The organism is Frankia sp. Mgl5, assembly GCF_023242985.1.
GTDB classification, from domain to species: Bacteria; Actinomycetota; Actinomycetes; order Frankiales; family Frankiaceae; genus Parafrankia; species Parafrankia soli.
Window position 1 is genome coordinate 56620 of sequence record NZ_JALKFY010000002.1, and the last position, 26565, is coordinate 83184.

Below are 26565 nucleotides of genomic sequence, written 5' to 3' on the forward strand. Positions count from 1 at the left end.
GGTCCGTCCCGGACAGCCACCTTGGCCGTGGCCGGGCAACCCACGGTGCCTGCGGGTCCGGAGGAGCGGCTGATGCCGAACCTGGTCGGAATGAACCCCAAGGACGCCCTGTCAGCCGCGCCACACAACCATTCGGAACGGGATCTCTCGCCGCGGGATCGAAGCGTTTTCGACCGCGACAACTGGACGGTCGCCGCGACGGTTCCGGTGGCCGGGACGAAGATCCTGGAAAATGACCAGGTTCACCTCTTCTACCTCCGCAACCAGGAGTGGAGGTGGTTCCAGCCCAACCCTGTCATGCCGGCGCTCCCCGCCGGGGAGGTCTCTCAGTTCTCCGAGTCGCTCCCTGACATCAGGGAGCTCATCGAGTACCGCTACGCCGAGGGAACGGCGCCGGCGTATTCGTCCGACGCTCACAGGACCGCTGTCACCAGCACCATCCCCGGCGACCCCTCGATCGAGCCCGAGTCCGAGTGGGGGCCGCGTGATCGGCTGAAGGTCGCATCGGGTGGCACCCTCGTGGGCAGCCTGCCCGAAGCCGGACGCCCGCTTCGACTCGGTCAGCTGATCACAGTCCTGGTGAAGCCCACGCCGCCTCCGCCGTCCTCTACAGCAGGAACATACGACGGTGGATCAACGGACCTGGACAACGACGACGACGACTTCAACGTTCCAGGTGATCGGAACTGGAGCAGCGGCGGGGGCGGTAGCAGCGGCGGAGGCTTCTGCAGGAGCAAGTGGTGCTGATCCTCCTTCCCCGACGGCCGGTGAGTGGCCTCGCCGTTCCGGCAGCCGGTATGTGACGCAGCCCCGCGACCGGGCAGCGGAAGGAGGCGACCGGCGATCTATGGCCGGGATGCTGGGTGATCCCCCCATGAGACACTCGCCGCTGTCCTCGGCGATTCGGTCCAGCTCCGGCGTCACGGCCTGAGTGGATGCGGAGACAGGGGTGCTCGGGAATACGGAGCAGACGTTCGAAGTCGAACGCCTGCATCGCGCACGGCCTTGCTCCCAGAAAGGTCGTACCAAAATTCTTGAGCTCCTGCGGTGGCGCTACGGGAGCGGCTATCGTGGTCTTTCCCCCGATCAAGGGAGTGGCCGTGACTGTCGAGCTTGCTGTTTCCCAAACTCTCCGGGCCATCGCAGCGGCTATTACCACGCCACACGATGTGATTCCGGACAGCCTACGTGACGCCGTGGCAGTCGCTCTGGCTCATTGTCCGGCTGAGGTGCTCGCTCGACTGAATCGGGGCGAGGAGCGCTCTCGACCAGTGGCGTGGCTGCTCCGACGCGAGGCACTGGGCACGAATATCACCACGCCTGCCAGAGAGGGGCTGCCTGGGTTCACCACTCCCCTCGGCAGGCTGTCACCGATCGAGGTCATCGCCTACTGGCATCCCGACCCCGTGTACCGGCTGACAGCCAACCGGTTCGCCAGAAAACTTGATCTCAATGTGACCGAAGTCTGTAACTACGACTGCAGCTACTGCTACCAGCGCTCTCGCGACGACGACTGGGAGACCAAGGCCGTCCGCGCCGAGGAGCGTGAGCTGGCGATCGACGAGTGGATCGCAGTGCTGGACCAGGCCCACGCCATGGGAGTACGGCGGGTTAAGATCACCGGCGGTGAGCCGCTGACCAAACGTGGCATCACCACGCTGATCTCGCACGCCTTTGCTAAGGAGCACTTCGAGGAGGTGGAGCTGTGCACCAACGCTTCCCTGCTCGAGAGGCACCTGCCTGACCTGGCCGGAGTGATCGAGCCAGACCGTTTCCACATACACGCCTCGATCGACTACCTCAGCGATGACGAGTCCCGGACCCGGACGGCTACCAAGGCGTCACCTCGGCACATGAAAAACATGCGGGCGATGTTCAACGGCCCACTCGTGGGTACCCGGCTTTCCATCAACAGCATGTGGAACACCCACTTACTCGATCCCGCCCAGTTGACTCGCCTGCACGACTTCATGATGGAAGTCGGAGCGGAGCGTTGGACGATCAGCTTCCCCTACTTCGTTCGGGATTTTATTTCTGCATGCGTCACGGATCCGGCGTCGATTCCGCCGTACGGCGACATCGTCGCCGCAGCCGCGCATCTAGTAGCGCTTCACCAAGAGCGCGGTAGGCCGTTTCGGCTTTCCATCCCCTTGGTGTACAAGCACGAACTGTTCGAGGCCGGGTTCGAGATGTCCGGCGCGGGCCGACCGGACGATCACCCTTGTTTCCCGTGCCACGGCTCGTACTTCGTCATCGGCCCTGAAGGCGACGTGTTCGATTGCCTGCTGCTGAACCGGTCGACCACTGGCGTTCGCGATCACGCCAGCGTCTGGGACGCCGGGGTCGCCTCCGCCAGGGGGAGTGACTTCACCCAGCTGACGGTTCGCGAGGTGACTGAGGCGTGCCAGGGATGCCGATACGAGGACATCTGTCACGGCCAGTGCGCGAACGACCGGGCGAACACCGAGCACCAGGGCGGTGGCCGAGTCGTGTTCGGCCGCGACAAGACTGCGTGTTCCCTTCTGCCCCGCGCCGAACAGGGGATCTGGTCGCGGCTGCCCGCCGACCAGCGTGCGGCCCTGAGCGCCCGTCTGCGCCGAGGCGGGTTCATTCCAGCCCAGTACGCCTCGGCTGTCGATGTCGTGCGGATGGCGGAGCCGGATGCCCTGGATCGGCACGTGATCGAGAACGACACCTGGCTGACCGCGACCGGCGCTGAGGCTGTCGACACCGCGGCGTTCGGCCGCGTGAGGCCGTGTGGAAGCGGACGAACGGCGAGCGCGGTGTTCCACACCAACCAGCCGGCACCGGTCTTCATCGAACTGGGGAGGTCGCGGCCTGTAGACGACAAATAGAGGTCACTGTAACAGCATTGCATTCAAGGTCGACGGCGACAGCCACGCCAGCAGGTGGTGGGGTGTGGGCTCGAGCTGGACCCCGTTGAGGAACGCAATCACCGTGAGAACGGTCACGGCCCGCACCGCCGTATGCCACCAGGACGGTTCGGCCAGCATCAGGGCCCGGAATACCCGCGGCGATGTCCACCACGCGGCCGTCGCGGGCAGCGACAGTCTGTGCCAAATCGGAAGCGGCCGTTCGCGGAGACTTTCCCGGGCTAGCGTCTCGTCGAACAGCGGACGCAACGCCCAAAGCAGCCGATCGAATCGGTTGTGTACCTCGCTATGGTCCACGTGCCCGCGAAGGTGCAGGCTCAGCACGATGTTGACCCAGTTGAGGTCAGGGCAGGCGCCACCGCCGCCTGCCGGGTAGCAAAGTCCGTCCCTGTGTTGCAGCCCGAGAACCCAGTCGACCGTTCCGTTATCGAGTCGGACCACTGGCCCGAATACGATCTCCAGGTGAGCGATGTGCCCCCACAGGCCGAGCGGCTGCAAGGCGTCGGGATTCCGGTGCGGCTGGAAACCGGCGAGCAGGCGCGCCAGGTCTTCCCACCACGATCTCTCCGTACCTGAGCGTCGTGCGCGGTGAAAGGCCAGGGTGACCTGGTTGGCAATATCCCATGGGCGAGTCGTAAGCGCGGGCTGGAACGCGTCGAGATCGGGGGCGGCATCAACCGGGACCCCCGCGATCGCCTCAATCAAGCGCACCTCGGCATCAGCCACACCAACGGCTGTCGGTCGAGAGCATGATGCGAGCCAGGCACTTGCGAGGTTCTCCACCTCGCCGTCCAGCAACGGGTTGACGGCAGGAGACCCCCGCGCCGCCGTGCCGACCATCGCGACCACCCAGCTCATGCCGTCAGAATGCCGCCTGTTCACCAAGCCATTCTGCGATCTCGGCGGCGGGGCCGGATAGTCTCACACAGCGGACCCGGTCGATGAGCGTCTGCACAAGTGCCCAGCGGTAGGCAGCTGTCTCCTGGATGTCCAGGCCGGTGTCGACCAGGTCACCGGTCAGTGCGGTGACCATCCGCGGCCACTCCGCTGCATGGCGGTGGACGGTGATCGCTGCGTCATTGTGGTCGTCCGCCCAGAGCGGCGATGGGCCGGGCATCACGTCAGCGATCGCGACCACCCTGACCGGCGCCGATGGCAGCAGCCTGATTCCCTGCGAGACCAGGCGGAATCGGTCACCGGGCTGTCCCCGTACCGTGAGCCTGGCGGTACCCGCCGTCAGCTCGCCGGTCGAGGCGCGCACACACGTGACGTTGGTGCTGACGATTCGCCAGCCGAGACGGCGCTCCATCTCGAGCGCCACCGACGTCTTGCCCGCCATCGGGGGGCCAGTGAGCAGCACAGCACCGGCTGAGGTGGCCACGGCCGCGGCGTGGAAGGTCAGGACTCCCTCAGCCTCGCGCAGTGCCGCCAATCTGCTCGCGGCGAGAACTGTCACCGCTGTTGCGGCAGCATTCGGGTCAGGAACCCGGACGCTGGTCTTCGTGGCGTCACGGCGCAGGGTCGGCGGGCTCCCCGCGCCGAGGAAGATCGAGTGCGCTGGACGCTCCGGCGTGATCGACCTTGGTATGAGCACCTCGGCCTGGCTACCGACCTCACCCGCCGCTGTTGTGTCAAGGTCGGTAGCCAGCTCGACCAGGCCAAATTCCCACTGACCCATGCGGAGGCGGCGAGTCAGGAACCGAGGACCACGATGACCCGCTGGCGCTTGCCGCGCCGGAAGCGCAGCGGGCCGGTGGCGAAATCATCCGACTGGGGGACAAGATCGTGGGTGACCGCGCGGTCCTCGACGTAGATGCCGCCGCCGTCGATGAGCCTGCGGGCCTCCGAAAGGGACTTGGCGAGACCCGCCCGCACCGCAGTCTCGGTCCACGTGGGCAGGCTGCCCGGGTCAAGGACGACCAACGGGGCACCGGTGAAGCTCGCTGCCGAGCGGGCATCCGCGGGCAGGTCACCCTTGCCGAAGAGCCAGGCGGTGATCTGCTCCGCGGTGGCCAGGCCCGACTCGCCGTGGACGTAGCGGGTCAGCTCCTCGGCGAGTCTCCGCTGGGCACGGCGCTCGCCTGGGACGGTGGCGGTCACCTCCTCAAGTTCGGCGATCTCCGCGCGGCTGAGGAAAGTCATCCGGCGCAGGAGGTTGATCACGTCAGCGTCGGGCACGTTGATGAAGTACTGGTAGAACGCGAACGGTGAGGTGAGCTTCTCGCCGAGCCACACCGCGCCCTCTTCGCTCTTGCCGAATTTCTTGCCGTCCGAGCGCAGGATCAGTGGCGAAGTGAGGCCGAAGGAGCGGGGACGGCCGGTCTTCCTGATTAGTTCAAGGCCTGCGGTGATATTGCCCCACTGGTCGCTGCCGCCGATCTGCAGGGTGCAGCCATACCGGTCGTTGAGAGTGGCGAAATCGAGAGCCTGCAGCAGCATGTAGGAGAACTCGGTGTAGCTGATTCCCGACGTCGTGTCTGCGATGCGATTCGCCACGCTGTCCTTGGCCAGCATGTAATTGATGGTGAAGTACTTGCCGACATCGCGCAGCAGGTCGATGGCACGAATCTGTGACACCCATTCGTAGTTGTCTACGAAAATAGGCGCGGGAACCCCGTCGCTGGCAGGCAACAGGCGCTCGAGCTGGCCGCGGATGTTCGCTGCCCACTCGGCAACCGTCTTGGTCTCCTGCATGGCCCGCTCGTTGGCCTTGCCGCTGGGATCGCCGATCAGACCGGTGCCGCCGCCGGAAAGGGCAATCACCTGGTGGCCGCGCAGCTGGAAACGGCGTTGGGTGACGACCATCTGCAGGTTACCCAGGTGCAGGCTGGTCGCGGTGGGGTCGTAGCCGCAGTAGAGGGTGGTCGGTTCGCGCAGCATTTCTCGAATCGCCTGCTCGTCACTGACGTCGGCGACCAGGCCGCGCCAGACGAGCTCGTCGAACAGGTCTTCACTCGAAGAAACGCCGACGGATTCCGCGCTTTCCATGCCTCTCCACACCTATAAGTCAGAAGGGTAGATAACTTAGGGAAGTCTATCACGGCGCGTGACCCGTTTTTCCTAAGCTCTTGACTGTAGAGTGCCAAATTGGTACGATTTGACATCTTCGTTCGCGGCAGGAATCGAGGCGCCATGTCACCCCTCGCTCGTTTCACCGCCATTCTGCGCAGCTACACCAAGACGAGAAGATCGACCCGTGTAAGGGTCACTTCGGCCGGGTCCCGTTACCTTAGCTGATCCAGCCCAGCCTAAATTCAGGCCGTGGGCGACGAGGCCCGTGGACCACTGGTTTCGACAGGGTAAACCTCGGGAGAGGATGCCCGCCTACGACCCTTTCTGGCCACCAGCGTGCAGGCCGCGGATCGCGGGTGCTTGTAGAGCGCTGATCCGGTCCAGCGTCCCGTCGGCCACGAGGAGATCGTCCGACCCGGTGGTGAGGTCGGCTGTCGCGAGTACCCGTCGACGCCGACGGCGGGGCGAGACCGAGCCTGGCGGGACTGCTGGCCCTCGGTCGTTATTCCCAGGCTTCTCTCCGCAGCTCGACGTTACTTCGGTCGGGTCGGCGGATTCTTTCTTTGCTTGCTCGACGTCAGATGATTGTGGGCCTGCTCGCGGCGGCATCGCTCGTCGTCAACGCGAATGTGGCTTGGTTGTGGTCACGTTGGAAGCTTGATGGGTGCGGCCCGTTTCGCGGGCTAACGTGGATCATCCCCATCGATGGGGCGGCCCCGCCCGGTGTTAGCGCACCGGAACGGGGCCTCGATCCGAACCCTGCACCACCAGGAGTCCGTACCGTGACATCCAGCATTCCACATCGCTCCGCCGTTTCCGCGCTCTACTCCCACGTTCGCGTGATCCGGCTCGTCCCGACCGTCGTCTGCGGGCGCGTGGTGTCGGTGCGCGTGCTGCGTTCCGTCCTGCTCGCGATCGCCTACTACCTCGACGCGGTCGACTGGTCGGGCGCGTTCCCGTCGATGTCCACGCTGGCCGCGCGGGCCGAGGTGTCGGTGTCCACCGCCCGGCGCGCGGTGCGTGCCCTGGAGGCGGCCGGCGTCCTGGCCACCGAGCGCGGCGGCGGTCGCAGGTCGAACCGGTACCGGCTGGTCCGTCCGCCGGCCCCGGCGGCCGCGGCGGCGGGATCGGTGGCGGGATCGACGGCAGCCCCGATGTCAGGACCCCAGCCGCCGGTCGAGGACCGAGGTGCCCGGTCACCAGGACCGACGACCTCCCAGGAATCCACCTCGCGTCCTCCCGGGGGGAGAACGCGGCGGCCGTGCCGGCCGGCCGCCGCGTCGAGGCGGGGGCGCATGGTGCCCGAGGACCTGCGCCTGCTCGCGGACGCTCTGGCGGCCCGGGGGCTGCGCGCGTCGTACGCCCTGACCGCGGGGCAGGTCGACGGTGTGCGCGCCGTGCTGGGCCGTGTCGGTGTGGGGGCGATGGTCGCGGCGGCCTACCGGGCACACCGTGCGGCCGATCCGGCCCGCTGGTGGTCGGCCTGGTTGGACATCTGGTCGGGCCTGCACCCTGCACCCGCGCCGCCTGCGCCGGTCACTTCGCCGCCGCCGCCGCCAGCGGCGACGACGGTCGGTGATGCGGCGGTGGGGGCCGCCGCCTGCCGCGCCGCACTCGCCGCGGCCGGCCGTGGTCGGATCGATGGCGACAGGGTTCAGGTCGTGGCGGCCTCGGTGGCGATGCGCAGCTGTTCGGCCTCGACGATCTGACGGGCCAGCTCCTGTTCCGACACGTCCACGGCGTCGGGGGTGCCCTCGGCGACGGCGCTGCGCCGGGCGTAGGCGTCGAACAGCCGCCGCTTCTCGGTGAGGATCTCCCGCATGCGTCGGTCCACCCCGGCGGTGCTGACCAGCCGGTGCACCTGCACGCCGCGGACCTGGCCCATCCGGTGGCACCGGGCGATCGCCTGCTCCTCCAGGGTGGGTTTCACCTGCGGCTCACACAGGATCACCACGGACGCCGCCTGCATGTTCAGGCCGGTGCCCCCGGCCGCGATCTGGCTGACCAGCACCGCCGGACCGCCGACGGAGCCGAACTCGTCGACGATGCGCTGCCGCGCGGTCGCCGGCGTGCCGCCGTCGAGGGGGCCGATGACCGTCACCACGTCGCCGAGCTCGGCCCTGACCGCCTGGTCCACCACCGCCAGGACCTCCCGGAAGTAGGAGAAGACGACCACCTTGCGTCGGTTGGACGCCGCCTCGGCCACGATGTCGAGCAGTCGCCGCAGCTTGCCGACCTGGCCGACGGGGGTTCCCGGGGCAGGGTAGGCGGCGCGGCGCATGGCCATGAAGTTGCCGGCGAACACGGCGTGCCGGTAGGCCCGCTCCTCGTCCGGGCCGAAGTCCTCGGCCTCCTCGACCTCGATCAGCTCGGGCAGCTCGGAGAGCACGTCGTCGATGTTGCGACGCAGGTAGGCCGGAGCCACCGCGTGCCGGAACGCCTCGGCGGCCATCCGCAGCGGTCCGGTGCCCGGGTCGGTCGTCAGGTCCGGTTGCAGGTAGCCGACGAGGGCGCGGAAGTCCTCCACCCGGTTCTCCATCGGTGTTCCGGTGAGGAACAGCACCCGCCCGGCCCGGTCGGCGAGCCCGCGCACCGCCCGCGAGCGCAGGGCCCGCGGGTTCTTGATGTAGTGGGCCTCGTCGACGACCAGCATCCCGATCCGGACGTCGGCCGGAACCTCCAGGGACCTCGCCACGTCGAAGGTGGTCACCGCGACGCCGCCCTCGCGCGTCCAGCGACGCAGCTCACCGGCGCGATCCGGCCCGTGCAGGCGACGGGGGATGAGCGTGCTGCGGGCCTCGACCTCGCGCATCCAGTTGACCAGGACGGCAGCCGGCGCGACCACGAGGAAATGGGTGGCGCCGAGCGTACGAAGGTGCGCCAGCGCGGCGATGGCCTGGATCGTCTTGCCCAGCCCCATCTCGTCGCCGATGACCACCCGTCGCTGGACGAGCGCGAACCGCGCGCCGAACGCCTGGTAGCCGCGCAGCGCGACCCGGCGGTACGACTCGTCGAGCTGCTGGGCCCGCACCCGCTCGGCGATCTCGGCCGGCAGGCCGCCTTCGGCCGCGGCGACATCCAGCCCGAGATCGACGATCTGGCCGAGCAGGCCGTAGTACTCGGGGGCCCGCCGCTCGAAGTCCTTCCACACGGCGTCCGGTTCGACCGGTGCGTCCACCAGGTCGCCCGCGGAGCGCAGCGGTCCGACGATCTCGTTCGGTCCGGTGAACGTCACCAGGCCGGTCCCGGTTGCCTGCCCGAGCAGCTCGTCGATGCGGCTGACCGCCGCGACCGCTCGTTCCCGCGCGGACGGGCTGGCGAACAGGTTCCGCAGCCGCCCCCGTGCGGGGGCGGCCTCGTGGATCCGGGCGGGTAGTTCCTCGGCGAGGACGGCTACAGCGTCGCCGGCGCGTGCCTGGGCGAGGGTGTGCTCGACGCGGTCGAGCCGATGCAGCGCGACGAGCAGGTCGGTGCTGTACGGGTTGGCTGGGTCGAGCTCGATGCGGATCCGGATGCTGTCCTCGACGGCGGCGGCGAGCTGCCGGGCGGCGGCGACGATCTGCGTGACCGACCGTTCCCCGAGACCGGCGACGCGGGGAGCCGGGGCCGGGCCGGCATCGAAGACGTTCAGGACGTCCTGCACGCTGTGGAACCCGGCGGTCTCCAGCGGCCCCAGGCGCACCCGCTCGCCGGTGACCTCCCGCAGCCGGGCCACAGGCATGTTCGCCAGATCGCGCCGGACCATCTGGCCGCGCAGCGCCGCGAACCGCTGCTCGACCTCCCCGCGGATCCGCCGCCTGCCCTCCTCGACGGCCTGGGCGCCGGCGCGCAGGGTCTCGGTCCGCCCCAGCAGCGCGCGGACCGCCCGCCGGTCCGCGGGATCGGTCCCCATCAGAACCACCTGCGCCGTGACCGGCGTGTCGGGGGCTGGAACGCAGACGTGGGCTCAGGAGACAGCGGCGGGGCCGTTGTCCGCGGGCGCGGCGTGGACGGCGTGATCGGCGCGGGTGGCACGGCGGGAAGGCGTACGCCAGCGCGGGTCGCGAGGCCTGCCGGGACGACGAGGGCCACTGCCTCCACGACCGGTTCGGGCTGGTCGAGATGCAGGTCCGCCTCGATGTCGGCAAGTCGGCGGTCCAACCGGTATTCCAGATTCTCCGCGCGCTGGCGCGCCGTCGCCGGGCTGATGCGGCCCTCACGGGAGGCGGGTGTCACCACGTCGCCGCCCGTCCGAGTGCCCCTTCTCCGCTGCGGGCCCGGATCATCGGCCCGCCACGCCCGCCACTTCTCGATCTCGGCTCCCAGCCGGTCGGCGACCAGCCGCCTCGTCCGTTCCGCGGGTGCCTGCACCCGCGCCCGCACCTCGTCCAGATGAGCGGGCAGGAGGTGGTCGAACGCCCAGGTCCGCACCACCTCCGCCGGCGGTTCACGCAGCCAGGACGCGGCGTCCCGGCCGGGGACGGCGAGCGCCGCGGCGCGCACTGCGTCCACCGGGCCCACCGCACTCAGGCCCACCGCACCCGAACCTAGGGCTGTCCCCACGACCGCGGCGTCACGCAGTTCCAGATACCGCAGGTACGGCGCGGGTTCCCGGACCGACGCCGTGCCGTCCGGGAACAGCTCCACCACCGTCAACCGGCGCGACACCACGCCAGCCGGCTGATGACCGTCCCGGATCTCGGCGCTGACGATGGCGAGCAGCCGCGGAACGTCGCCCGGATCCGCCGGGTCGACGAACACGGTTCCGCCCCGCAGCACGTCGCGTGCCCGCCGCAGGACCCCGTCGGCGACCGCTTCGACGAGGGGATGCGACGGTTCGAGCAGCTCGGCGGCGTCCGACCGCGTACTGCCTTCTGACCGCGCAGTGCCTTCCGACCGCGCGGAGCGGCCGGATGGCCCGGCGGGCCCGCCGCGCCCGGTACCGAAGGTGACCCGCCGGTAGGCGGGATGCACGACACGCCGGCCGGGAGACCCGCCGGCGTCCTGACCGGTGTGCGTCGTACGGGTGTCCCGCAGCGCGGGCGGGACGTTGAGGACCTGATACAGGCCGGGCTCCCGTGGCTCGACGCGACCACCCAGGGCGGGGAAGGCTGCGAGGAAGAACTCCCGCACGTCCACCGGCGCCAGCCCGTGTCTCGTGGCCGCGTCGTGCCGGCGCCGCAGCTCGTCGACCTGCGCGGCGGCCAGGATGTCCGTGTGCAGGGCCCGCTCGTCGAGCAGCTCCGCGAGTCCGATGCCAACCGCCTCGTCGATGATCTCGTGCAGCCTGCCCCGGACGTCCGGGCTGTCGCCGTAACGGATCGCCTCGATGAGCAGGTCCCGCAGCGGCCGGTCGGCGAACGCCTGGCCGAGGACGTCGAAGACTTTCCCGGAGTAGGCCTCGTGCTGCTGCTCGATCTTCTCCAGCAACCGATGGAACACGTCGCCCTCGCGGGTGTCGGTGGCCACCAGGTTCCACAGGTGGCACACCTCGCCCTGCCCGATGCGGTGGATGCGGCCGAACCGCTGCTCGATCCGGTTCGGGTTCCACGGCAGGTCGTAGTTGACCATCAGGTGCGCCACCTGGAGGTTCACGCCCTCACCGGCGGCGTCCGTGGCGACGAGGACGCGGGCCCGTGGGTCGGAGGTGAAACGCCGCTGGGCCGCGAGGCGGCGCTCGCGGGGGAGCCCACCGTGGATGAATTCCACCGTGGCCGTCTCGCCGAGCAGCGCAGTGATCCGCTCGACCAGGTAGGACTGGGTGTCCCGGTGCTCGGTGAAAAGGATGATCTTGCCGAGCTGGCCGGACTCGTCCCGGGTGCGTAGGTCGTCCCGCAGGATCGTCCGCAGCTCCGACCACTTGCGGTCGGTATCGGCCGACCGTACTCGGCGGGCCATGCCCACCAGGTGATCCAGCGTCGAGATCTCCGCCTGGAGCTCCTCGCGGGTCCGGGCCGCCGTGGCCGCGTCGGTCACCTCCTCCTCCAGCCCGACGAGGTCGCCGAAGGTCATGCTGTTCTGAGCCGCGGTGTCGGAACCGCTCGGGCCGGGATCGTCCAGCTCGGACAGGATGTCGTCGAGCGCGCCGTCCACCCCGCCGCTGCGCACGCCGCCGTTCCACAGCCCGGCGAGCGCGCGCTCGACGTGGTCCGCCAGCCGGCCATCGCCGCGACCGCCGTTCCCGCCATCGCTGTCGGCCAGCTGCTGGCGCAGGCGCTCGCGCCGCCGTTCGAGACTGCGCAGGATCGCCTCGGGGCTGGAGGCCAGCCGCCGTTGCAGGATCGTCAGCGCGAAGCCGACCGTGTTGCCGCGCTGCACCTCGCCGCTGGCGCGCAGCCGGTCCGCACGCCCCATCTCGTGGCGCACATAGTCGGTGACCGCCTCGTACAGCTCCCGCTCGGCCGGGGAGAGCTGGTAGGGCACGGTGTACGCGCGACGCTCGGGGAACAGCGGCCGGCCGTCCAGCGTGCGCAGGTCCTCCTTGAGGAACCTGCGCATCAGACCGGTGGTGTCCGCGGCCCCGCCGTCGGCGGCGGTGAAGTTCCCCTCGAACCGGTCCGGATCCAGCAGTGCCAGGAAGGCGTGGAAGTCCTCGTGCCGGCCCGCGTGCGGCGTCGCCGTCATCAGCAGCAGGTGGCGGGTGCGCTCCCTGAGTAGAACACCGAGCTCGTAACGTCGAGTGGTCCGCAGCTCGTAGCCTGAATAGTGCGCGGACATGCGGTGCGCCTCGTCGACGATGACCAGATCCCATTCGCTGGCCTCCCGCAGCCGGGTGAGCAGGTCGTTGTTTCTGCTCAGATGGTCCATGCGGGCGAGAAGGAGAGGATGGCGCTCGAAGACGTCGCTGCCGGGCGTCGCGGCCAGGTCCGTACTGAGCCGTTCGAACACGAGCCCGAACCGCTCCCGTAGCTCGCTCTGCCACTGGTCGATCAGCGAGCCCGGGACGACGATCAGGCAGCGCGCGACGTCCTCCCGCAGCATCATCTCCTTGAGGTAGAGCCCGGCGGTGATGGTCTTGCCCGCGCCGGGGTCGTCGGCGAGCAGGAACCGCAGCGGCGAGCGGGGCAGCAACTCGTCGTAGACGGCCAGCAGCTGGTGCGGCAGTGGTTGCAGGGCCGACGTCGCCACCGCGGGCATGTCCGCGAAGAGCGTCGACCGTCGGATCCGAAGGGCCTCGGCGGCGACGCGCCAGTTCTGCGGGTCGGCGCGGAAGGGGCCCGACCCGGTCACCCGCGCGAGATCGGCCTCGCGGGAGCGCGGCAGAACCGACTTGTGGATCGTTCCGTCATCGCGCCGGTAGTCGACGAGCACCGCATTGCTGCCGGCCGGACGGACGGCGGTGACCACCACCGCCTCGTCATGGACGATCCCGGTGACGCGCCACCCGGGGCAGAGATCCTCCAGCGATATCCCCGCAGGTACGTGGCCATTTCCGTCCGCCTTCATCCAGCCCCCCGCCGCCCGACCGTGAACGTATGGCGCAGTCAACTTTATGCACAATGGAGGCTGGCGCGGAAAAGGCGGCCGCCGGTGGAGGCGCTGCGCCGAGCGGGCCGCGGGCGCTGCCCTGGCCGCCGTCGGTGAACAGCGCACAGGCTGGGTTGTGGATGCCACCGCGCAGATATGGTGCCAGATGGACGCCCGATGGCCAGCCCTTGACCTGGTTCAGAAACTCGGGGCGCTGGTCAGGAAAACCGAACGCCGCGCCCTCCCGGCGGCCGATGTATGACGCAGCTGCGCGATCCCATCGCGCCCGGTCCACACAGGCAGGATCCCCACGGCCCGACCGCGGCTGTGGGCACGCAGGCTCCGGGCTGGAAGGCACGGAGGACCGAACACCGGAAACGGCACCTGCGACACGTCCCCGTGGCTGAACCTCGCCGGCAGCGCCAGGGTCTCACCGGGCGGGGCGACACCTCTCTGGGGTACCCCTCCGCCAACTTGTCGTGATGCGCGTCACTTTCGTGTCACGATCGTGGGGCGTCCTACCCGACGGTGAGGAGACGGCGATGCGCAGCACGATGCAGGAGATGCCTCTCGGGATCAGCCAGCTGCTGGCCCACGGCTGCTCGGTCCACGGCGCGCGGCGGGTCTTCAGCGCCTCGCCCTCCGGCATCACCGAGACAACCTTCGCCGAGGTCGGCGCGAACGCCGCGCGACTCGCGCACGCCCTGACCGGCCTGGGGATCGGCCCTGGCGACCTGGTCGCCACGTTCATGTGGAACAGCAGCCGTCATCTCGAGGCGTACTACGGCGTCCCGTCGATGGGATGCGTCGTGCACCCGCTGAACATCCGGCTGCCCGGTCATCAGGTCGTGCAGGTCGCCAACCACGCGCGGGACAGGGCGATCCTCATCGACGCCTCCCTGCTGCCGCTGCTGACTCCGCTGGTAGGCCGGCTGGAGTCCGTCGAGCACCTGATCGTCGACGGCGCGGGGGAGGGCGCGCTGGCCGCGCTGCGGGCGGAGATCGGACCGGCGGTCGCGGTGCACGACCTCGACACGCTGCTGACGGGGCGGCCGGCGAGCTACGACTGGCCCGAGCTGGACGAGTACACCGCGGCGGCCGTCTGCTACTCCAGCGGCACGACCGGCGAGCCCAAGGGCGTCGCCTACAGCCACCGTTCGATCTATCTGCACGCTCTCGGCGGGTCCATGATGGACGTCCTGCGGGCGTCCGCGCAGGATCGGACGCTCTGCGTCGTTCCGCAGTTCCACGTGCTGGCCTGGGGCGTCCCGTACTCCGCGTTCCTGACCGGGACCGAACTCGTGATGCCGGGCCCGCGGCTCGCGCCCGGTCCGCTGGCCGAGGTCATCACCGCGACGCGTCCGACCCGGGGGGTGGGGGTGCCGACGATCTGGGCGGGGCTGCTCGAACACGTCCAGGCGAACGGGGTCGACATCTCCTGCATGGCCGAGGCGATCGTCGGTGGCGCGACCTGCCCGCCGGCGCTGTTCGACGCCTACGACCGCCTCGGTGTGACCCTCGTGCACGGCTGGGGGATGACCGAGACCTCTCCTATGGGAACCGTCGCCCGCCCGCCCGCGGGGCTGAGCGCGGAGCAGGCCCGTTCGTACCGCCTGAGCCAGGGCCGTTTCATCGGGCCGGTGCAGGCGCGCCTGATCGGCTCGGACGGCCGGCAGCTGCCCTGGGACGGAAGCAGCGCGGGCGAGCTGGAGGTCCGCGGGCCGTGGATCACCGCCCGCTATATCGGTGACGAACCGGGCCAGGAGTCCGCCGAGTCGTTCCACGACGGCTGGCTGCGCACCGGCGACGTCGGCACGATCACCCCTGACGGCTTTCTCACCCTGACTGACCGGGCCAAGGACGTCATCAAGTCCGGCGGCGAGTGGATCTCGTCGGTGGAGCTGGAGGGCCATCTGATGAGCCATCCGGCGGTGCTGGAGGCAGCGGTGATCGGGGTCGCCGACGAGCGCTGGGGTGAGCGTCCGCTGGCCTGCGTGGTCGTGCGGGAGAACGCGACGGTCGATTTCGAGGAGCTGCGGGACCACCTCGACGGCAGGGTGGCCCGCTGGCAGCGGCCCGAGCGCTGGGTCGTCATCCCGGAGGTGCCGAAGACCTCGGTCGGCAAGTACGACAAGAAGCGCCTGCGCGCCGCGTACGCGGCGGGTGAGCTGACGCCGCAACTGGTGCACGGCTGAACAGCTCCTGCCGCACGGGGCTCCCCCGACGGTGTTCACCCACCCGTCGGCAGAGCTGCCACCATTGCTGAACCGCCCCGGGTTCTTCAGAGGCCGGGGCGGTTCACACACCACTGTCGAGCGCGCCATCCTGGGGATGGCGGCGGCACTGGCTGGGGCTGCGATGCTCGCCGCCCCGAGGCGGGTTCCAACTAAAGTCGATCTACAACTTAGAAATCCGCGTCGTGTTCCGCAGTCACAGCCTGCTGGACGACGAAGCCGTGGCCTGGCTGTCCACCGTCGACACCGCGGCTCTCACCGATCAGCAGCGGCTCGGTCTCGCCTTCCCGCATCGCAACACGACGATCACCAACCAGCAGTACCGGAGTCTCACCGGATGCGACCCGGTGACCGCGTCCAGGGAACTCACCGGCATGGCCGCTGCCGGTCTGCTGGAGAAGACCCGCGATCGCCGCTGGACGTTCTGGCGCCTTGCCGACAACTTCGCCACAGGTGACACAGGCGAAAGTCGACGCCTCCAGCCAGAGCTCTGGCCAGGCCCGGTCGATGTGGTGGGCTCCGCAGGCATCCGGCCAGCACTACGACGAGACCGTTCCGCGGAGATCCGGACCCTGCTCGCGGACGGCCCGCGCACCACGGGCGAGATCGCGCACGCTCTGAGGCTGACGTCCCAGGGCGCGCTGCGCTGGCTGCACCACGAGAGGTACGAGCGCAGCTTCAGGACGACATGCCTTCGGCACGGCCATGCGGTTCGGTATCAGGTTGTCGGTGGCGACCGCTAACGTCCTTGCCGATGCGGACCATCTCGGGCAGGCGGGGGAGTCGTGGGTAAGTACGACGGGCTGCGGGACTATCTGGCGGGTCTTCCGGCCCATGTGACGGCCGAGGCCCTGAGCTTCGAGGCGGTGGAGAAGCTGGTGGGCGAGCTGCCGCCGTCCGCGCGGCGACCCTCGAACTTTTGGGCGAACAACTCGCACACGCAGGCGATCGCCTGGCGCGATGCCGGCTGGCACGTCGACTCGGTGCGTCTGGACGCCGGTCGGGTTGTCTTTGTCCGGGGAACCAGGGGCGGCACCCAGGCCGCCCGAAAGGCGGCGAAAGCCGCAGCGGCTAGGGCGGAGGTGATCGGGGGAGACGGAACAGGCGGCTGAGGCCGGTTCGGGGCCGTCTCAGCGGCTGGCGAGGAACGTGCGCCCGGCGTCCGTCAGTACGAGCTGCTCGGTACCCGTGACCACATCGGCCGTGCGGTCGAGTAGGTCGAGATTCGCCAGGTCGAGGATGAATCCGTAGATCTCCAGATGCCGGTTCACCCACGCCTTGTGCTCGCGCGTACGGCCATCGTGGCACGGTGGTCCGGGGTTCAGCTCGGCCCAGACGTCGAAGGTGTTGCGTGCCTCCGGCTCGGCGAGCAGGCGAAGGATCCTTACGTGGTCGTCCGCGCGCGCCCGGCCCTCGTCTTCCCCGACCTCGATCTTCCGGTGCCGGTCGGTGCGGGTGCCAGGGCTGGTCCGGTCCGCCAGCCACGCCTCGAAGGTGCTCAGTCGCCACCGTGGCCGACTGGGCGCCGATGCGTCATCGGGGTCGGGCAGCCGCCCCTGGCTTCGGTACTTGTGCAGCGTGGACGGGGCCAGGTGCGCCCGCCTCGCCATCTCCCGGTAGCTGATCAGAGGGTCGTCCTCTGCCGTGGCTGGACCGTGATGCTCGGCGTCGCTCAGCATCTCAATCATGGGCAAACCGTACCGCCGGATCCGGCTTCATTTGCTTGCAGAAAGTGGCCTCGGTGAGGTCCTTTGTTCGCGATCGGGTCGCACGGTCACCGGCGAGTTCCTGTGGGTTCGGTGATCTGTCGGACCTGCGTGGGATCGTGCCCTTACGTCAAGCGGAGGGACGGTGTAGTCTGTGAACTCGGTACACAGCTTCGGCCTGGTGCGGGGATGCGCCGGCCCGGCTGCTTCGAGGGGGGATGAGCCGTGGTGACGCAGGACGGTCAGGACGCGCTGTTTCCCCCGGAGAAGGGCGCCTCGCCCTCGCTCACCGGATCGGGGGGTGTGAGCGCGGGCGGCGCCGGTACCTCGGACGGCCCATCGCCGACGGAGATCCTGGACAAGCCGGTGGAGTTCATCCCGGCGACGTCCTACGAGGTCCGGGACGCCTTCGAGGATCTCGTCCGCCGCGACCTGCTCGGGCCCTGGGACGGCGAGCACGAGGTGTTCCACCCCCGGGCGATGGGCCCGCGGGAGCGGTACCTGGTAGGCATGCTCGGCCCGAAGCCCGCGCCGCGCGGCGCCCGGGAGGCGGCGGCCGCCGACACGGTGGCCGACACCGAGACGGCCGTGCAGGGCGGCGCCGACACCGACCTGCCCGAGATCCTCACCCCGCAGAACCGTGGCCGGATCTGGGCCTCGTCGATGGGGCTGTCGTTCGCCGTCCCGGCCGGCCCCGACGGCGCGGCGGTCGACGTCGTCGCTGTCACGGCTGCCTGGGGGCAGTACGTCAAGCGGGAGACCGAGGACGACGAGGGGCACAAGCGCACCGTCTGGGCCCGCGAGCCGGTGGTGCACGCGAACCGCGAGATCCGCCTCGACGGCTCACTCGGCGCCGACACGTACCGCGTACCGCTGGCCGGCGACGACAGGACAGGGGTCTTCCTCGCTGTCGTCCTGCGCGAGCGGTCGGGCCGGCGGATCGTCGAACTGACCCTCGTCAACAGCCAGCCCGAGCCGCCGTCGGGCGCCGACACGGCCTGGCTGTTCCAGCCCCGGCTCACCGTGACCGCGCTCGACGGCGCCAGCCCAGTCTTCCTGCCCATCGACGATCCCGAGGACGGCGTCGCGGCCGACCACGAGGACCACGAGGAGCTGCACCTGCGGCTGCTCTACCGGGGGGAGCGGCGGTACGCGAACGGTCGCAACGTCGCGGTGCACCCCGACGTCCGGCCCGGCGAGCGTTGCGCCCACCGGCTGGAGACGACCTGGCTGCCTACCTATGACGTCCCGTCAACCATCGCGCCCGCCGGCCCGAACACCCCGTTGGAGGGCGTCGAGCTGTCCATGGACGCCTTGGCCGTCGCGGATGCCGCGGCCCTGAGCCGTGGGCTCACGCCGCTCGTCGACGGCTACGACGCCTGGCTCGGTGACCGCGAGAAGCAGGTGCCGAGCCTGCCGGAGCGGCTGCGGCCCGCCGCGCACACGGCCATCGGCGAGGCCCGGGTGGCCGCGGGCCGCATCCGCGCCGGAATCGCCCTGCTCACCGATCCCAGCCAGCCCCACCACGACCAGGCGCTCGCCGCGTTCCGGTTCGCCAACCGGGCGATGGCGGCCCAGCGCCGGCACACCGCCATCGCCCGGCTGCGCGACGAGCACGGCCTGGGCTACCCGGAGGCGACCGCCAAGGTCGAGGCCGAGGGGGCCAGGGCGGCGTCCTGGCGGCCGTTCCAGCTCGGGTTCGTGCTGCTCAACCTGCCGGCGCTGACCGACCCGGCGCACCCGGAGCGGGCCGCCGACGCCAGTGCCGTCGTCGACCTGCTGTTCTTCCCGACCGGTGGTGGCAAGACGGAGGCCTACCTGGGGCTGACCGCCTACACCTTCGCGATCCGCCGGCTGCAGGGCACGGTCGGCACCGGGCTGGACGCCCGCTCCGGTGAGGCCGGGGTCGCCGTTCTCATGCGCTACACCCTGCGGCTGCTCACCGCCCAGCAGTTCCAGCGGGCGGCGGCCCTGGTCTGCGCGGCCGAGGTGCTGCGCCGCGGCGACGAGGCCACCTGGGGCGCGGAGCCGTTCCGGATCGGGCTGTGGGTCGGCGGCGGAGTCTCCCCGAACCGATTCGAGGAGGCCCGCGACCAGATCAGCGAGGCCCGCGAGGCGGGGAACGGCAAGCGGGCCAACGTCCTGCAGACACTGAGCTGCCCGTGGTGCGGCACGGCGCTCGCCGCCCACACCGACGCCCACGTCGACGAGGACACCCGCCGGGTCCTGCTCTACTGCTCGAACGGCGAAGGGGCCGACGCCTGCCCGTTCTCCCGCCGGCTCTCCCCCGGGGAGGGCCTGCCGGTCCTCACGGTCGACGAGGAGATCTACCGGTACGCCCCCAGCCTCGTCATCGCCACCGTCGACAAGCTCGCCCAGCTGCCCTGGCGCGGTGAGGCCGGCATCCTGTTCGGCCGGGTGCGCCAGCGCTGCCCCCGGCACGGCTACCGCCACGACGACCTCGACGCCCGCACCGGCTGCGGGGCCAGCCACCAGCGCCGCGGCGACCTGCCGAAGGTGACCAGCGAGCCGGTGCGCCGGCTGCGCCCACCCGATCTGATCATCCAGGACGAGCTGCACCTCATCTCCGGCGCGCTCGGAACCACCGTCGGCCTGTTCGAAAGCGCCGTCGACGAGCTGTGCTCCTGGCCCGTCCCCGTCCCGGTTCCTGCCGGTGCGGCGGGCGGCGGCGCGACGGGTGCCGCCGGCGGCACGACGCTCACCGGGCCGAAGATCGTCGCCTCCACCGCCACCACCAAGCGGGCCCGCGACCAGGTTCTCGGCGTGTTCGGCCGGCGGCTGGCCGTCTTCCCGCCGCAGGTCATCGACGTCACCGACACGTTCTTCTCCCGCCAGGTCCCCGTCAGCCCCGCCAACCCGGGCCGGCGCTACCTCGGGGTGTGCGCCCACGGCACCCGGATGAAGTCCGCGGAGATCCGGCTCGCCGAGATCCTGCTCCTCGCCGGGCAGACCCTCTTCGACCGTCACGGCGAGGCCGCGGAGCCGTACCAGACCCTCGTCGGCTACTTCAACGCCACCCGGGAACTCGCCGGCATGCGCCGTTACCTCGACGACGACGTCACCACCCGGGTGCGCACCCACGGCACCCGCAAGGGGCTGTCCAACCGCATCGTCCCGTCCTCCGGCATGCTCACCATCTCCGAGCTCACCTCCCGGGTGTCCTCGGCGGACATCAGCGACGTGCTGAAGCGGCTGGAGATCGCCTTCGACCCCGAGATCGACACCTCCGCCCGCCGGCAGGCGATCGCCGACAACTTCCGGGACGTGTACCGCGCCCGGGACAGCCGGATCCGCGAACGGCCCGCCGCCCATCCGGTGGCCGAGCGGTCTCGGGCCCGCCAGGACCGGATACCCGTCGACGTGGTCCTCGCGACCTCGATGCTGCAGGTCGGTGTCGACGTCTCCCGGTTCGGGCTGATGGCCGTCATCGGGCAGCCGAAGAACACCGCGGAGTACATCCAGGCGTCGTCGCGAGTCGGCCGCGACGCCGCCCGGCCCGGCCTCGTCGTCACCCTCTACAACTGGGCGCGGCCCCGCGACCTCGCCCACTACGAGGACTTCGAGCCCTACCACGCCAGCTTCTACCGGCAGGTCGAGGCGCTGTCGGTCACCCCGTTCACCCGGCGCTCGCTCGACCGCACCGCCACCGGCGCGTTCGTCGCCGCGCTACGCCATCTCGACGACGCGAACACCCGCAACGCCGACGCGCACGACGTCGACCTCGCCGGCCCCGTCGCCACCGGGCTGATCAACCGGCTGCTGGCCCGGGCGGAGGCCGTCGCCGGCCCGCGCGGCCAGGAGTACCTCGGCGAGCGGCTGCGGGAACTCGTCGACCGCTGGCAGCTGATGAGGACAGGGCAGACCCGGCTGGGCTACCGAAAGGGAGGTGGGCCGCAGAAGGTCACCGGCCTGCTGGAGCCGGCCGGCAACGGTCGCTGGGAGGTCCTCACCGTCGCGCAGTCGATGCGGGAGACCGAACACGAGATCAGCCTTCTCGTCCCCAAAGCGGACGAGCTTTACAGCCCCGCCTACGGGGAGCCGGGATGGAGCTTCGGGGCCCCGCCGGACACCGACGCTGATGCCGACCAGGACGACCAGGACGAGGACGCTCCGGTCGGCGACGAACTAGGGGAGACCCGGCTGGGCCCGGGGCGGACCCGGCAGGGGAGGGGCGCCTGATGCCCGCGAAGTACTACAGGCGCGTCGGCGCGGTCCGGCCGAGCCATCTGATGTTCACCAGCGGGGTCGGTGCGCTCGTCGACCTCCCGAGCTTCTCCGCGCTGATCCGCGGACTCGACGACTGGGACTACCGCAACGTCCCCGAGTACGAGCCGATCCCCGAGCCCCGGTTGCTCGCTGCCGTGCGGCGGGTGTTCGACCGTTCCGTCACCGAGCTGCGGCCGGCCCCCTGGGCGGAGACCGACCCGGGGGACCGCAGCGGTCAGGCCGACCGCATCGGCGTGCCGACCGTGCCGTTCCCGAACTGGCTGCGCTGCACCGCCTGCAACGAGCTCGACGTGATCGCCTCGCGGACCTTCGCGTTCGAGAACTCGTGGCAGCACCGCCCGCAGGATGCCCGCTTCTTCCACGAAGTGTGCCCCCGCAAGAAGTCCGGCCGCCGGCCGCTGGCCGTGGCTGCCCGCTTTGTTCTCGCCTGCACCGCCGGGCACCTCGACGACTTCCCCTATGTGATGTTCGTGCACCGGGGCGGCGAGTGCGCGAAGGCGAGCCATCCGCGGCTGCGGATGGAGGACCGCGGTGGCAACCTCGGCGCCAACGTCGAGATCCGGTGCGTCAGCTGCGACCAGCGGCGCAACATCCGGGAGGCGATGGGCCGCCGTGGCGCCGAGAACCTGCCCCTTTGCCGGGGCCGTCACCCGCACCTGAGGACATTCACCGACGGCGGCTGCCGCGCCGAATCCCGGCTGTTGGTGGTTGGCGCGTCCAACCAGTGGTTCGCTCAGACGTTGTCGGTGCTGTCCGTTCCCCGCACCGGCGCCAGCGAACTGGCCGCGAAGGTCGAGCAGAACTGGACCGTGTTCGAGCCCATGCTCAACGAGTACATCCTCGCCTACGCCCGCACTCAGCCGGGAGTGCTGCAGCGCGAGTTCACCCGGTGGACCGACACCGAGGTCTGGGCCGCGGTCCAGCGGCACCGGGCGGCGCTCGACGCCGCTCCCGGTGACGGCGCCGAGGCGGGCGACGAACGGGGCTACCCGGATCTGCGCACCCCCGAATGGGAGATCTTCTCCGCGGCGGTGCTTCCGGAGCCCAGCGACGATTTCGCGCTGCGCCGCGACCCGGACGGGGTGCCGCCCCGGCTGGCCCGCTTCTACGCCGACGTCGTGCAGGCCGAACGGCTGCGGGAGGTACGGGCGCTGACCGGGTTCACCCGGCTCGACGCCCCCGACCCGGATGATCCCGACCTCGTCATCCGGGCACCGCTGACCCGTGGGCCGGCGACCTGGGTGCCGGCCAGTGAGGTCCGCGGCGAGGGCATCTTCCTGCGGGTTCCCGAGGAGCTCCTCGGCCCGTGGGCGGCCCGGGTCGCCGACAGCACGGAGATGCGGGAGCACCGCGACGCCTACAGCCGCTTCCGCGTGAACCGCTACTCGGATCGGATCGCCGGCGACTTCGACCCGATGCACGGCTGGCCCGGGGAGCGGTTCCTCGCCCTGCACTCCCTGTCGCACCTGCTGATCCGGACCATCGCGCTGGAATGCGGATACAGCTCGGCCAGCCTGAGCGAGCGGATCTACGCCGGCACCGACGATGATCCCCGCGGCGGCATCCTCATCTACACCGCCGTGCCCGACGCCGAGGGCACCCTGGGTGGGCTGGTGTCCCTCGCCGAACCCGACCAGCTGCTTCGGCTCACCCGGCGGGCCCTGGCCGACGCCCGGCACTGCTCCTCCGACCCGCTGTGCGCCGAACGCCTGCCGTACGCACCCGCCGACTTCCTGCACGGCGCCGCCTGCCACGTCTGCCTGTTCGTCTCCGAGACGACCTGCGAGCGCGGCAACCGGTTCCTCGACCGCCGTTTCGTCGTTCCCCTCGGGGACAGCCAGCAGCACCGGGACCTCGCCCTGTTCGACGAGCTGCCATGAGGGCCGGAGCCTCACGATGATCGGGAAATCCGGTGGGCACGCAGGTGATCGTCCGTGACGGCACCGTCTGAACCGGGCCGGGCGGGCGCTTTCGCCGCGGCGGTCGCCGGCGCCGTGAGCACCCTGGGCCCGGCCCGCCTCGGTGAGCTCGCCGACCGGTTCGGCCCGCGATCGTCCCCACCCGGGACAGCCGTGGGAGAACCCGGGTGGGAGGAGGCGATGATCGCCGCCGTCGCCGGGCCGGCCGCCCGCGACGCCGTCCGGGCGGTCCTGCGCGCCCGCCGGGCCGAGGAGATCGCCCCGGCCGAGGCGGCCGCCTACCTTCACGGGGTCAGCGCCGGCTATGCCCAACGGGCCGCGCAGACACGGGTGGAGTCGGTGTGGAGCGGCCCGAGCAGCCGTGAGGTACCGGTCCGGGCGACCGCCCGGGTGCTCGTGGACCTGGTCGCCGAGGCCACCATGGAGCTGATGCTCATGACCTACGCGGCGCGTCCCTACCCGCCGCTGCTGACCGCGTTGAGCGCCGCGACAGGGCGGGGGGTGGCGGTCAGCGTCGTCGTCGAGACCCTGCAGGGCGCCGGCGGCGGTCTCGCCGGCAGCGAGCCGGCGGCCGCGTTCGCGAGCGTGCGCGGGGTGGACCTGTGGCACTGGCCGACCGCCCGCCGCGGGCACCCCGGTGCCCGGATGCACGCAAAGATCGCTGTCGCCGACCGGCGGGCGCTGCTGGTGTCGAGCGCCAACCTGACCTCCTCGGGGGTCGAGGAGAACATCGAGGCCGGTCTGCTCGTCCGGGGCGGTGCGCCCCCGCGTCGGGCCGCCGAGCACCTTGCCGCGTTGCAGACGAGCGGTGTGCTGACCCGCCTGTTTCCCGGCGCCGAGCCGGCGGCGGGAAACTGAACGATGCCGAGCCGAAGACGGTCCGCCGCGGACGGGGCACCCCGGACCCCGACCGGAACCGACGTCTCCCCGCCGCCCGCCGCCACCGCTACCACCGCTGCCATTGAGGCTGATGGTGGCGACGCCTCGGCCACGGTCAGCGCGTCCGACATCGCCCGCCTCGCCGGGGTGGGCCGCGCGGCGGTCAGCAACTGGCGCCGCCGGTTCGTCGACTTCCCGCAGCCGGTCGGCGGCACCTCCACCAGTCCGCTGTTCGCGCTGACGGCGGTGGAGGGCTGGTTCGACCGGCATGACCGCCCGTTTCGCGTCGAGGTCGGCGACCGGGTCTGGCAGCAGATCCGCGGGACCGTCGACGATCCCCGTCTGGGGGAGCTGGTCGGGCACCTGGGCGGCTTCCTGCTGTACCACCAGCGGGACCGGGACGCGGCAGTCGGCCTGCTCGGGGAGTCCGACGTCGCGGCCGCCCGCCTTCTGGGGCAGGCGATCGAGCAGGCCACGCCGGACCTTCCTGGCGGTTTTCCAACGATCTGGGAGCCGGAGTGGGTGCCGGTAGCCCGGTCCGCCGCACCGGCCGCCGATCGGGACGGACATGGCGCGCTCTTCGAGGTTCTGGGCGTGCGTTATCGGGAGGTGCACTCCCGGCAGGTGGCGGAGACCCCGCCCGCGGTCGCCGAACTGATGGTCGGACTCGCCGGCCTGGGGGAGAGGGCCGGCGAACTCACCGTCCTCGACTCCGCCTGCGGGGTCGGCGGGCTGCTGGAGGCGGCCCGGGCCGCGGGCGTGCGCCGGTTGCTCGGCCAGGACATCGACCCGACGGCAGCCCGGATCACCGCCGCGGGGCTGCTGCTGCACGGCGCCGACGCGCGGATCGTCGCGGCGGACTCCCTGCTGGCGGACGCCCTTGCCGGGGAACGGGCCGATGCCGTGCTGTGCGGGCCGCCGTCCGGCCAGCGATCCTGGGGCTACGAGGAGCTGGTCGACTCACCCTGGTGGATCTATGGGATGCCGCCGCGGAGTGAGCCGGAGCTGGCCTGGGTGCAGCACTGCCTGGCCCACGGCCGGTCCGGAGCACCGGTGCTGGTCATCATGCCGGCCGCGGCCGCGGCCCGGCCCGCCGGGCGGCGGATCAGGGCGAACCTGCTGCGAGCCGGGGCGTTGCGGGCGGTGCTGGGACTGCCACCGGACCTGTTCGGCGCCGGTGCTCCGCCGGATCTGTGGGTGCTGCGCGTGCCCGGCGACGACGTGACCCCCGACCAGGTGCTCATGGGCCTGGCGAGCGCCGAACCGAGCGCGGTCGCGAAGGCCTGGTCGTCGTTCACCAGTTCGGCCCCGGCGGGTGAACCGGCCTCGGCAGGTGAACCAGGCGGGGCGGGTCTGCCGCCCGGCTTCCGGCAGATGCCGGTCGCCGACCTGCTCGACGACGAGGTCGACCTGAACCCGCGGCGCCACGTCCCGGTGTATCCAGACAGTGTTGTCGAACGCGAGTTCCCAGCGGTACGCGAGGAATTCCTGGCCGCGTTGTCGTCGTTGTCCGCGCTGACGTCGAGTATTCCGCCGTCGGACGTGTCGTCGCCGGCCGAGGCGTCCGATTCCACCCTGGAGCCCGCGGCGGCGTCCGAAACGGCCGGCGCGGCACAGCCGGCCTGGGTCACGGTGGGGGAGCTGGCGAAGGGCGGGGCGCTGACGGTGCTGACGGCCCCGTTGCAGACCAGAGCCGACGGCGGCGACCTGCCGTTGCTCACCGCCGCCGACGTGCGGCGCGGCCGGGGAGCGTCCGGTCGGACCGGTGAACTTCCCGGAATGCTGATGCTCCGGTCCGGAGACGTGGTCTGCGTGGTGGCGGCGGGGAGGATCTCAGCCGAGGTGATCGATGAGGCGGGCGCCGTGCTCGGGCCGAAGGTGGGGCTCCTGCGGGTCGATCCCGGCCGCCTCGATCCACATTTTCTGGCGGGCAGCCTGCGTGCCGCGGGCTGTCGGGCGGCCGGGGGACCGGGCGTCGACAACGAGGACGGAGCCAGCCTCCGGTCGGGCGGGACGTTGTCGCGGCCGGACCTGCGCCGGGTCCGGATTCCCACGCTGACACTGGCCGCCCAGCGGGAGCTGGGGGCGGACTTCCGCCGACTCGGACGGCTGGAGAAATCGGTGCGCGAGGCGGCCGAGCTGGGTGAGGAGATCGTCCGGGTCGGTTACCTCGGCGTGGCCGAGGGCCGGCTGCGGGTCGGCGGCGACCCCGATTCTCGATAAATTC

General features: G+C 70.8%; 16 protein-coding genes. 10 read left to right on the top strand and 6 right to left on the bottom strand.

From position 1 onward, the window contains the following. Positions 1-72 precede the first annotated feature (72 nt). Positions 73-747, top strand: a complete 675-nt coding sequence (locus MXD62_RS01530) for a PASTA domain-containing protein (protein ID WP_248827635.1) — start codon at positions 73-75, stop codon at positions 745-747. A gap of 353 nt (positions 748-1100) precedes the next feature. Further along, entirely contained in the window at positions 1101-2855 is a 1755-nt protein-coding gene (locus MXD62_RS01535; protein ID WP_248827636.1) for a radical SAM protein, read from the top strand. 3 nt (positions 2856-2858) lie between these two features. Here MXD62_RS01535 and MXD62_RS01540 read toward each other — a convergent pair whose 3' ends face one another. The 3 genes from MXD62_RS01540 to tyrS are packed head-to-tail and all read right to left on the bottom strand — an operon-like array spanning position 2859 to position 5882. Further along, entirely contained in the window at positions 2859-3776 is a 918-nt protein-coding gene (locus MXD62_RS01540) for a hypothetical protein (RefSeq protein WP_248827637.1), read from the bottom strand. Next, positions 3757-4572: a hypothetical protein gene (locus MXD62_RS01545; protein ID WP_248827638.1), complete on the bottom strand. Its 816-nt coding sequence runs from the start codon at positions 4570-4572 to the stop codon at positions 3757-3759. Before MXD62_RS01545 ends, MXD62_RS01540 begins: the two co-directional genes overlap by 20 nt. A 14-nt stretch (positions 4573-4586) precedes the next feature. Next, positions 4587-5882, bottom strand: coding sequence for a tyrosine--tRNA ligase (tyrS, locus tag MXD62_RS01550; RefSeq protein WP_248827639.1), 1296 nt, complete (start codon positions 5880-5882; stop codon positions 4587-4589). Between the two features lie 806 nt (positions 5883-6688). Here tyrS and MXD62_RS01555 point away from each other — a divergent pair. Next, positions 6689-7615: a helix-turn-helix domain-containing protein gene (locus MXD62_RS01555; protein ID WP_248827640.1), complete on the top strand. Its 927-nt coding sequence runs from the start codon at positions 6689-6691 to the stop codon at positions 7613-7615. On the opposite strand, the gene MXD62_RS01560 is transcribed toward MXD62_RS01555, so the two are convergent. Both MXD62_RS01560 and MXD62_RS01565 read right to left on the bottom strand, forming a co-directional pair. Then, positions 7561-9798 (bottom strand): DEAD/DEAH box helicase, encoded by a 2238-nt coding sequence (locus tag MXD62_RS01560; protein WP_248827641.1) that lies wholly within the window; start codon positions 9796-9798, stop codon positions 7561-7563. The genes MXD62_RS01555 and MXD62_RS01560 overlap by 55 nt on opposite strands. Beyond that, the gene (locus tag MXD62_RS01565; RefSeq protein ID WP_248827642.1) at positions 9798-13331 is read right to left on the bottom strand and encodes a helicase-related protein; all 3534 of its coding nucleotides are present in this window, start codon (positions 13329-13331) and stop codon (positions 9798-9800) included. Before MXD62_RS01565 ends, MXD62_RS01560 begins: the two co-directional genes overlap by 1 nt. 563 nt (positions 13332-13894) lie before the next feature. Between MXD62_RS01565 and MXD62_RS01570 the strand changes: the two genes are divergently transcribed. The 3 genes from MXD62_RS01570 to MXD62_RS01580 all read left to right on the top strand — a co-directional run bounded on the left by MXD62_RS01570 (position 13895) and on the right by MXD62_RS01580 (position 16698). After that, complete coding sequence (locus tag MXD62_RS01570) at positions 13895-15547, top strand: long-chain fatty acid--CoA ligase (RefSeq protein WP_248827643.1); 1653 nt, start codon at positions 13895-13897, stop codon at positions 15545-15547. 224 nt (positions 15548-15771) lie between these two features. Beyond that, the gene (locus tag MXD62_RS01575; protein WP_248827644.1) at positions 15772-16329 is read left to right on the top strand and encodes a hypothetical protein; all 558 of its coding nucleotides are present in this window, start codon (positions 15772-15774) and stop codon (positions 16327-16329) included. A 42-nt stretch (positions 16330-16371) separates the two neighbouring features. After that, positions 16372-16698, top strand: a complete 327-nt coding sequence (locus MXD62_RS01580; protein ID WP_248827645.1) for a hypothetical protein — start codon at positions 16372-16374, stop codon at positions 16696-16698. Positions 16699-16716: 18 nt separating this feature from the next. Here MXD62_RS01580 and MXD62_RS01585 read toward each other — a convergent pair whose 3' ends face one another. Then, positions 16717-17274: an AlpA family transcriptional regulator gene (locus MXD62_RS01585; protein ID WP_248827646.1), complete on the bottom strand. Its 558-nt coding sequence runs from the start codon at positions 17272-17274 to the stop codon at positions 16717-16719. 243 nt (positions 17275-17517) lie between these two features. On the opposite strand from MXD62_RS01585, the gene drmA reads away from it, so the two are divergent. The 4 genes from drmA to MXD62_RS01605 are packed head-to-tail and all read left to right on the top strand — an operon-like array spanning position 17518 to position 26561. Then, complete coding sequence (drmA, locus tag MXD62_RS01590) at positions 17518-21492, top strand: DISARM system helicase DrmA (RefSeq protein WP_248827647.1); 3975 nt, start codon at positions 17518-17520, stop codon at positions 21490-21492. Continuing rightward, on the top strand, positions 21492-23420 hold the full coding sequence (gene drmB, locus MXD62_RS01595) for a DUF1998 domain-containing protein (RefSeq protein ID WP_248827648.1): 1929 nt from the start codon (positions 21492-21494) through the stop codon (positions 23418-23420). Before drmA ends, drmB begins: the two co-directional genes overlap by 1 nt. Before the next feature lie 54 nt (positions 23421-23474). Then, positions 23475-24317, top strand: coding sequence for a DISARM system phospholipase D-like protein DrmC (gene drmC / locus MXD62_RS01600; protein ID WP_248827649.1), 843 nt, complete (start codon positions 23475-23477; stop codon positions 24315-24317). A 3-nt stretch (positions 24318-24320) separates the two neighbouring features. Further along, positions 24321-26561: a class I SAM-dependent DNA methyltransferase gene (locus tag MXD62_RS01605; RefSeq protein WP_248827650.1), complete on the top strand. Its 2241-nt coding sequence runs from the start codon at positions 24321-24323 to the stop codon at positions 26559-26561. The last annotated feature ends 4 nt before the right edge of the window (positions 26562-26565 follow it).

What these genes read in the sequence shown, in the direction of transcription:
- MXD62_RS01605 (WP_248827650.1), top strand. Translation starts at nt 24,321, where the DNA reads ATGCCGAGCCGAAGACGGTCCGCCGCGGACGGGGCACCCCGGACCCCG.
- MXD62_RS01530 (WP_248827635.1), top strand. Translation starts at nt 73, where the DNA reads ATGCCGAACCTGGTCGGAATGAACCCCAAGGACGCCCTGTCAGCCGCG.
- MXD62_RS01565 (WP_248827642.1), bottom strand. Translation starts at nt 13,331, where the DNA reads ATGAAGGCGGACGGAAATGGCCACGTACCTGCGGGGATATCGCTGGAG.
- tyrS (WP_248827639.1), bottom strand. Translation starts at nt 5,882, where the DNA reads ATGGAAAGCGCGGAATCCGTCGGCGTTTCTTCGAGTGAAGACCTGTTC.
- MXD62_RS01570 (WP_248827643.1), top strand. Translation starts at nt 13,895, where the DNA reads ATGCGCAGCACGATGCAGGAGATGCCTCTCGGGATCAGCCAGCTGCTG.
- MXD62_RS01545 (WP_248827638.1), bottom strand. Translation starts at nt 4,572, where the DNA reads ATGGGTCAGTGGGAATTTGGCCTGGTCGAGCTGGCTACCGACCTTGAC.
- drmB (WP_248827648.1), top strand. Translation starts at nt 21,492, where the DNA reads ATGCCCGCGAAGTACTACAGGCGCGTCGGCGCGGTCCGGCCGAGCCAT.
- MXD62_RS01560 (WP_248827641.1), bottom strand. Translation starts at nt 9,798, where the DNA reads ATGGGGACCGATCCCGCGGACCGGCGGGCGGTCCGCGCGCTGCTGGGG.
- MXD62_RS01585 (WP_248827646.1), bottom strand. Translation starts at nt 17,274, where the DNA reads ATGATTGAGATGCTGAGCGACGCCGAGCATCACGGTCCAGCCACGGCA.